The organism is Streptomyces lonarensis (assembly GCF_012033735.1).
In the GTDB taxonomy this organism is placed as follows: Bacteria; Actinomycetota; Actinomycetes; order Streptomycetales; family Streptomycetaceae; genus Streptomyces; species Streptomyces lonarensis.
In genome coordinates, this window is sequence record NZ_JAAVJD010000223.1 from 1 (window position 1) to 8,594 (window position 8,594).

An 8,594-nucleotide genomic window follows, 5' to 3' on the forward strand; every position below is an offset into this window, starting at 1 on the left:
GAGGAGTGTCGCCGGACGAAGCCGAGCGCCGCGCCGCGCGGCGGGGCGGGCCACCGTCAGCGGAAGCCACGGCCGGACGGCGCCACGGCACGGCACGGCGGGCCGGCTCCGGGCCGTCGGCGCCGCGCGGCGGGCCAGCGAGGCACGAGACGCGGCACGGCAAGGCCGGGCGGGCGCCGCGCGGGGCAGGGCGCGGCGAGACGGTGCCCGCCGCATCATGGCGACGCGGTGGGGGCGACTGCGGCGAAGGACCGGGCGCAGCGGGCGGGGCGAACCGAGGCGCCGCGCCGTCGGACGGCACAGAGCCGACAGATCGTCCCACCGGACATCGGCACGCCCGGGCCCCGGAGACCTGGGCGGCGGGCGACGCCACCGGCTCTCCCCTGCGGACCCGTCGGTACCCGGTACAGGCCGCGCTCAGTGGATCGAGGCGCCTTGTGCGTGGCTGTCGTCGGCACCGCCCCGCTCCGCACCGGCCCGCGCTCGGCGCTGGGTGAGGGCGCGTCACCACCGACCCGCGCCCCATCCGAGCAGCGTGCTCCCCACCTGGCGGCGCGGCGGTCGGGATGATCACAGATCGGCTCCCCACCCCGCCGCGCGTCCGCCCCGCTCCTCTCCGCCGAAAGGTCCTCTTCCTCATGACCGCACGCCCTCACCTTCTCTTCGGCGACCAGCTCGGCCCGCACTTCTCGCAGGACGGCGCCGACGAATCGGGAGGCCCCGACCGGGACGCGCCCCTGGTGATGATCGAGTCGCGCGCCGTGCTGCGCCGCCGCCGGTTCCACCGCGCCAAGGCCCACCTCGTCCTCTCCGCCATGCGGCACCGCGCCGCCGAGCTCGGCGACCGCGTCCGGTACGTGCGCGCCGACACCTACGGCGAGGGGCTACGTACCGCCGGGATCGGGAGGGGACGGCGCCACGCGACCGTGCACCACCCCACCTCGCACGCGGCGCTCGGCTTCGTCCGGCGACACTCCTCGCTCGACGTGCTGCCAGCCCGCGGCTTCCTCGTCTCGCAGGAGGACTTCGCGCGATGGGCCGACGGACGGCGGGGCGGCACGCTGCGCATGGAGGACTTCTACCGCGAGGTCCGCCGCGATCACGAGCTGCTGCTCGACGGACACGACCAACCGGCTGGAGGTCGGTGGAACTACGACCACGACAACCGCGAACCCCCGCCCCGCGACGCCCGCACCCTCGGCGCGCCCGCACCGTGGCTGGCCGAGGAGGACGAGATCGACGACGAGGTCCGCCACGACCTCGACCGCTGGGAACGCGACGGAGAGGTGTCCTTCATCGGCGACGACGGGCCCCGGTTGTTCCCCGCCACCCGAAAGGAGGCACGTGCCGCACTGCGCCGCTTCCTCGACCACCGGCTGGCCGGCTTCGGCGCGCACGAGGACGCCATCCTGGCCGAGGACCCGTGGATGAGCCACAGCATGCTGTCCGTCCCCCTCAACCTGGGGCTCCTCGACCCCGTCGAGTGCGTGGAGGGTGCCGAGAAGCGGTACCGGAACGGGTCGGCGCCGCTGCCGTCGGTCGAGGGCTACATCCGGCAGGTCGCGGGGTGGCGCGAGTACGTCTGGCACCTCTACTGGCACTTCGGCGACGACTACCGCCGCAGCAACAAGCTCAACCACCGCCGGGCCCTTCCCGGCTGGTTCGAGGAGCTCGATGCCGACGCCGTCACCGCCCGCTGCCTCTCCTCCGTGCTCGCGCAGGTCCGCAGCACCGGGTGGGTCCACCACATCCCCCGGCTGATGGTGCTCGGCAGCCGGGCCCTGCAGTCCGGGTGGAACCCGCGGGAGGTCACCGACTGGTTCCACCGCTCGTTCGTCGACGGCTACGACTGGGTGATGGTGCCCAACGTGGTCGGGATGTCGCAGTACGCCGACGGCGGCCGCATGACCACCAAGCCGTACACCTCGGGCGGCGCGTACATCAACCGGATGAGCGACTACTGCGGCGGTTGCGCCTACCGGCCGGACGTCCGCGTCGGGGAGAACGCGTGCCCGTTCACCGCGGGCTACTGGGCCTTCCTCGACCGGCACCGAGAGCGGCTGGAAGGCAATCACCGGATGTCCCGGCCGGTGGCGGGACTCGACCGGCTGAAGGACCTGCCCGAGCTGCTGGAACAGGAGCATCGCCGCGGTTCCTCGCCACCGTGAGCCGACGGACGCGGCCGAGCGGAGCGATGAAGGCCGCCGGACTCCGGACACCGCGCCAGGTGGAGCGCGGCTCGCACGGAGCCCGGCGGTGCAACCAGAGTGATCTCCCTACCGGCTCGCCGCCAACTCGCACCGTTTCTGCGTCGTTTGCGCGCCCCCTTCCGCAGACCGCCCGAGCAGACCGCGCGACCGCGCACCCCCGGCGGCGCACGGTGGGTGGGAGCCCGTGCCGGGCGTCCGAGCTGACCGCACCGGTCGGCACGGAGCCGGCCGATGCATCAGCCCCCCTGCTTCCGTACGCAGCGGCGCGTGCCTCCCGGCAGCTGGCACACCACGCCCGCACCGGCCCGTTCCCCCACCCGGCCGGGGCAGCGCGCCCGCTCCCCACCGGCCCCGCTCCACCCCGGCCCGACCGACCGGCCGTACCGGCCGAGGACACGGCCCGCCGTGCCGCCTGCCGGGGCGGGCGCCGCCCGGCGGGTGCAGTCGCCCCCTGCGCCACGGCGCCCGGGTCCCCCAGTCGGCCGCGGCCGGTTCCGTGACCGCCGGACCTCGTCACCGCCGCGGGTCGCCGGCGCGGCCCTCCGCGGCACCCTCGCCCTGCTCACAGGGGCCGGCCTCGCCGGGGCACTCATCGGCTGAGGTGTCTCGCCTGCCCTGGCCGGACCGCCCCCGGCGCGTCACGGGACCACGCCGCACCGCCGCACCCGATCGTCGGACTGCGACGTCAGCGCGCAGACGGTCTCTCGCCGCAGGCGTCCACGCCGGCCGATTCCGCGCCGCCCACCTCCCGCCCACTCCCCACGGTCACCCACCGCCGCCTCCCGCCGCACCGGCGGCAACCCCAGCAGGGCGAGCGCACCCTCGCCGCCATCGCGCTCCCCCACCTGTCCCGAACCACACCCCGCACCCCAGGCCCCGCACACCACCCCGCGTTGCGAACTCACCACGTCGCCGCGAACACATACCGTAGTCGACGTGACCGACAGTGAGCAAGCGCCGCCCGGACTTCACCCGAACGAGGAGCGGACGGCCGCCCTGACCGGGCGCCTCACCGCGCTCTCCGACGGCGTGTTCGCCATCGCCATGACCCTGCTGGTGCTGAACATCTCCGTACCACCCGACCTGGGCTCGGCCGCCTTTCACGAGGCGCTGCGGGACCAGCTGCCCAACCTCGGCGCCTACGCGCTCTCCTTCGTGGTGATCGCCCAGTTCTGGCGGGACCACCGGTACGTGCTGGACCGGGTGGATGCATCCGTGGACCGCGGCGGGCACCTCACCCTGCTCGGCCTCGGCCTGGTCGCGCTGCTGCCGTTCCCGACCGCGCTCCTCGCCGAGTACGGCGGCAGCCACTCGGTGGCGACCGCTGCCTACGCGGGGACCGTCGCCGCGGTCAACGGCGTCCATCTCGCGCTGCTGGTGAGCTGCGAGCCGCGACGCCGACCGGTCGACGCGGTGCAGCGCCTGGCCGTCGCCGACCTGGCGCTCTCGGCCGCCGTGTTCGCCGTCTCGGTGCCGATCGCATTCCTGAGCACCAGCGCCGGGATGCTGACCTGGCTGGCGCTGATCCCCGTCAAAGCCCTCGTCACCGTCGGGCAGCGCCGCGCCGCACAGCACGAGGGAGCGCTGCCGATCGGCTGAGCCGACCACGCCGCACCGACCGCCCGCGCGGCACCGCCGGTCTCCCGACACCGCGTTGTCCTCGCGACCGTCACGCGCCGAACCGCTCACGTGCACCCTATTGCGACAGGTTTGTGCAGTAATGGGCTGCCGGCGACCGGCGGTCGCCCAAGCCATCGGTGAGGAGCGGACCCATGCCCGAGAGCCCGGAGCCCGACAAGCGCCCGGACACCCCGGCACCCGACACCCGCGGGGAGGAAGCAGACTCGCCGCCTTCCAGCCGCCCGACCGAGCCCGGCCCACGACCGACCGGGCCGCCGGGGCGAAGCGCGCCCCCCGAAACCCGGGAGCAGCAACGTCGGACGACCCGTCGCCTGATGGCCGTCATCCGGTGGTCGGCGGCGATCCTCCTCGGCTCGGGCGTCGTCACGCTCGTCCTGGGTCTGGCCTTTCAACTGCGCGTCGTGGTGGTGCCGGTCCTCGTGGCGCTGCTCATCACCGCCCTGATCGTGCCGGTGGACCGGTTGCTCCGACGCATCGGCCTGCGCAGGGGGTGGGCCGCCGGCATCTCGGCGACCCTGCTGGTAGCGGCGGTGGCGGCGGTGATCTGGGTGATGGTGCAGCTGCTGACCGACGCGGCCGCCGACCTCAGTTCCACGCTGCGCGACCTGGTGAACCGGGCATCCGAGGAGAGCGGCCCCGTCGCCGACGCGGTGCGTGGCGCGGCCGACAGCCTCTCCTCGCTCGGAAGCGCGGCCGCGGGGGCCGCCGCCCAGGGTGCCTTCACCGGTATCAGCCTGGCCGGCCAGCTCGTGGCGGGGACGATCCTCACCCTCACCCTGGTCTTCTTCGTGCTGCGCGACCGCGAGCGGGCCGTCGATGCCGTGCAGCGCTGGACCCCCGGCGGCCGGGGCGAGTTGGCTGTCCGGCTGGGCCGGCGGGCGTGGGACTCGATGGCGGGTTTCATGCGGGGCACCACCATCATCGCGGCGATCGACGCCGTCTTCATCACGGTCGGGCTGGCGCTGCTCGGCGTCCCGCAGGCGGCGGGGCTCGGCGCGCTCGTCTTCGTCGGGGCGTACATCCCGTATGTCGGCGCGTTTCTGTCCGGCACCGTCGCCGTGCTGGTGGCGTTGGCCGACCAGGGCGTCATGCTCGCGGTGGGGGCGCTCGCGGTGGTGCTCGCGGTCCAGCTGATCGAGGGGACCCTGCTCCAGCCGGTGGTGCAGAGCCGGACCGTCTTCCTCCACCCCGCGTTCGTCCTGCTCGCGGTGGCTGCCGGCGCCTCGCTGGGCGGGCTGGTCGGCACGCTGCTGGCGGTGCCGCTGACGGCCGCGGCGGTGGGCATCGCCTCCGAGCTGCGGGACCACCGGGCGCAGCACGCCGCGGACGGGGGCAGCCGCCGCGCCGAGCCGGGCCCGTCGAGCGGCGGGCCGACGGGCGCCACCGCCCCCGGAACGTGAACACCGGAGGCGGTGACAACCCCGTCCCAGGGGGGTGAGCGCCCGAAAGGTCAGCGCAGGTAGCGCGGCTGCGTCTGGGCGTTGAGCTCCTTCATCCTGACGCCGTTGGCGCTGTTGGTCCGCGAGTCGCGGATCTGCAGGACGTCGAAGCCCTTCTGGTCGTTGGAGTAGATGTGGCCGTTGTAGTAGTAGGCCGACCAGGTGCCGCCGAAGGTGAGTCGTTGGTCGGAGACGGGTCCGCGCTCGAAGTAGGCGATCTCGTGCGGGTTGCCGGAATCGGTGAACTCCCAGACCGAGACGCCACCCTGGTACCAGGACTGCACCATGATGTCGCGGCCCTTGACGGGGATCAGGGAGCCGTTGTGCGCGACGCAGTTCTCGGTGTCGGCCTGGTGCCTCGGAATCTTGTAGTAGCTCTGGAACTCCATCGTCCGGCGGTCGCCCTTGCCGGTGATGTGGTAGATCCCGTTGGCGCCGTACTCGTCCCCGATACGGGCGTTGCAGGTGGCCGCGCCGCCGCCGCCGAGCTCGTCGGTGAAGACGACCTTGGTGCCGTCCTCGCTGAAGGTCGCCGAGTGCCAGAACGCGAAGTGCTCGACATCCTGGACGCGGTCGATGACCCGGGGCGCCGCGGGCTTCGAGATGTCCATCAGGATGCCGTCGCCCATGCAGGCGCCGGCCGCGATCCGGCGCTCGGGGTAGGCGGTGATGTCGTGGCAGCCGCTGGTGGCGGTACCTGAGCTGTCACCGGGGAACCCGCCGTCGGGGAACAGCACCTCGAAGGACGACAGCCGCGCCTTCTCCGGGGACTTCACGGGCACCTTGACGATGGAGATGCCGTCGTGCGGCGGCTGGCAGTCCGGGTACGTGGCGTGCGGGAAGTAGGACGACACGTAGACGTAGACGTCCTTCTTGCCGTCCGGCACGAGCGTGTGGGTGTGGGAGCCGCAGGCGGTCTCGACGGCGGCGACGTAGCGCGGTTCCCGCACATCGCTGATGTCGAAGATCCGGATGCCCTCCCATGCCTCCTTCTGGGTGGCGGGCATGGAGGTGCTGTTGCAGGAGTCGTCGCTCCGCGAGGAGTCGACAGAGAGGAACAGCAGGTCACCGTGGACGGAGATGTCGCCCTGCGGGCCCGGGCAGTAGACCTCGGCGACGATGCGGGGCTTGCTGGGCCGACGGATGTCGTACACCGTGAAACCGTCGTAGTTGCCGGCGAACGCGTGGTCGCCCTGGAAGGCGATGTCCGAGTTGGTGGCCCGCAGCCCGGCCTTGGGAACGTTGGCGAGGTGGCGGATGTTGTCGCTGTGGACGATCTCGTCCACCCCGGGGATCTCGCCCTCGGCGATGGCCTCCGCGACCGAGGAGCGTTCCTCGGCGCTGATCTCGGACGGTGTGGGGTCGTCTGGGGTGGGGGTCGCCGCGGCGACTCCCGTGCTCAACAGAGCGGCCAGCATGCCGATTGCTCCGGCCGCAGCGCCGATTCGCGTGTATCTGCGTCGCTTGCGCAACGATTCCACCGAGGCCTCCTGGGCACAGTCGAATCCGTGGGGGTCTTGAGCTGCACCCAGTATTGACCAAGCATGTACATCTCAATAGAGCGACTTTTCCCCGCCGACGCCTGGAGGCTGCTCGATGCCCCGTCACTCCGCCCGCACGTTGCGCACCGCCGCCGCCACCGCATGCGCCACCGCCGCGGTCATGGCGGTCCTGACCGGCTGCACCTCCGGGGAGACGGCAGAAGCTGCGGCGACCGAGGAGGACGCCACGATCATCGCCCCGGCCGGCCCCGGGGAGGACGCGCGCAAACTGACCCCCGAACAGGTCCGCGCGGAAGCGGCAGACCGGCTGGAGGAGCCCAACGACGCGGACGTCGACTACATCGTGATGATGATCGTCCACCACGAACAGGCCCTGGAGATGACCGATCTCGCCGCGGAGCACGCCCACTCCGACCCGGTCGAGCGGCTCTCCACCCGCATCGCGACCGCCCAGGCGCCGGAGATCGAGGTCATGCGGGCCTGGCTGGAGGCGTACGAGGAGGAGGCCGGACCGGCGGGCCACGGACACGACGGCCGCCACGGCGACCACGGCGACCACGGCCAGAGCGGAAGCCCGGGCAGCGGAGCGACGGCCGGGGACGACCACTCCGACATGCCGGGGATGGCCTCCCCGGAGCAGATGGCAGCGCTTGGCGACGCACGGGGCGCGACCTTCGACCAGCTCTTCCTGGAGCTGATGATCGTCCACCACGAGGGGGCGGTCACGATGTCCGCCGACGTGATCGCCGAGGGCGTCGACATCACGGTCAACGAACTGGCGACGGAGATTGCCGCCCAGCAGGCCGCAGAAGTCGGCCGAATGGAACAGATGTCGGACGACATCTGAACTCCACGAGGAGCCCCTTTCCTCCGAACCCGCAATGCCGTCGCCACGCCAGGGACAACGGCATATGCGGGGCCACTCGAAAGAGGGAATCCGCGATATCGGTGAATCCACGTGCCCGCCGACCCGCCACAGCGGTCACCTCACCCGCACCCGCCTGCGGGCGACCGACGGCGCGTCCGCGACTGCCGAGAGCCCGCCACGGCCCGGTGGCGACACGGGCAGCCACACGCGGGCCGTGGCAGCCCCGGACCCCACCGTCACGCCTCAGGGCGCCCCGTTCACGGAGACCATGCCGCGCCGCAAGGGCACATGCACAGCAAGTTACCGTCCTCGTCCGTGTAGATCTCTATTCCCTCTGATCCTCCGCAAACTGGGCATCTCACAGTTTCACCGCACCTTGGGCATGTGGACATATGTTCAAAGGCCGTACGTGGCGGCCGATTATTTCCCAGTTCCAGGATGCGGCTCCGACGAAACACCGGCGTGTCGAGGCCGGGACAAACCCATTCGGCATTCAACACCGAATTCCGCTACACTTCGCCACTGCTTCGGCACCGGGCGGAATCAGCGGGGTCCCGACGGTGCCCCGGTCCGGGACGGGCACCGAGACAGGTGGGCTCGGGCTGTCGCCCGAGGAGCGCCGGCGGAGCACAGGGGCCGAGGGGAGGCTCACGCCCACGGGGCAGCACCGCTCGTCGGGCGTGGGCCTCTCGCAGCGATCGGCCGTGCGGAGGAAGAGCTGCCGCAGGCCGCCGGGTGTGCTGCGGCGGGTAGGCCGTCGGCGCCCTCTCCCGCACACCTCGGCACCCGGCCCGCGGGCTTCCGGTCCTGCCTGCCGGCCCGGGCGGCAGGCACGGGGAGAAGAGAAACCCGCCCGAGAACGCAGAAAAGGGCCCCACCGGAACCGGAGTTCCAGTGAGACCCTCTCCCACACAATTTGTTCGGCGGCGACCTA

Annotated in this window: 5 protein-coding genes; 4 read left to right on the forward strand and 1 reads right to left on the reverse strand. The window is 72.4% G+C overall.

The features are described from left to right. Positions 1–638: 638 nt before the first annotated feature. From HCN56_RS20910 to HCN56_RS20920, 3 genes are all read left to right on the forward strand, one after another. On the forward strand, positions 639–2,168 hold the full coding sequence (locus tag HCN56_RS20910) for a cryptochrome/photolyase family protein (protein WP_167973435.1): 1,530 nt from the start codon (positions 639–641) through the stop codon (positions 2,166–2,168). A gap of 978 nt (positions 2,169–3,146) precedes the next feature. After that, a complete protein-coding gene (locus HCN56_RS20915; RefSeq protein ID WP_312871334.1) occupies positions 3,147–3,809 on the forward strand; it encodes a TMEM175 family protein in 663 nt (220 codons plus the stop codon). 356 nt (positions 3,810–4,165) lie between these two features. Further along, entirely contained in the window at positions 4,166–5,251 is a 1,086-nt protein-coding gene (locus HCN56_RS20920; RefSeq protein ID WP_167973437.1) for an AI-2E family transporter, read from the forward strand. A 50-nt stretch (positions 5,252–5,301) separates the two neighbouring features. Here the strand turns inward: HCN56_RS20920 and HCN56_RS20925 are convergent, their stop codons facing one another. Continuing rightward, positions 5,302–6,708: an LVIVD repeat-containing protein gene (locus HCN56_RS20925; RefSeq protein WP_167973439.1), complete on the reverse strand. Its 1,407-nt coding sequence runs from the start codon at positions 6,706–6,708 to the stop codon at positions 5,302–5,304. 178 nt (positions 6,709–6,886) lie between these two features. Here HCN56_RS20925 and HCN56_RS20930 point away from each other — a divergent pair, with 178 nt between their 5' ends. Next, entirely contained in the window at positions 6,887–7,639 is a 753-nt protein-coding gene (locus tag HCN56_RS20930) for a DUF305 domain-containing protein (protein ID WP_167973441.1), read from the forward strand. The last annotated feature ends 955 nt before the right edge of the window (positions 7,640–8,594 follow it).

What these genes read in the sequence shown, in the direction of transcription:
- HCN56_RS20920 (WP_167973437.1), top strand. Translation starts at nt 4,166, where the DNA reads ATGGCCGTCATCCGGTGGTCGGCGGCGATCCTCCTCGGCTCGGGCGTC.
- HCN56_RS20910 (WP_167973435.1), top strand. Translation starts at nt 639, where the DNA reads ATGACCGCACGCCCTCACCTTCTCTTCGGCGACCAGCTCGGCCCGCAC.
- HCN56_RS20925 (WP_167973439.1), bottom strand. Translation starts at nt 6,708, where the DNA reads ATGCTGGCCGCTCTGTTGAGCACGGGAGTCGCCGCGGCGACCCCCACC.
- HCN56_RS20930 (WP_167973441.1), top strand. Translation starts at nt 6,887, where the DNA reads ATGCCCCGTCACTCCGCCCGCACGTTGCGCACCGCCGCCGCCACCGCA.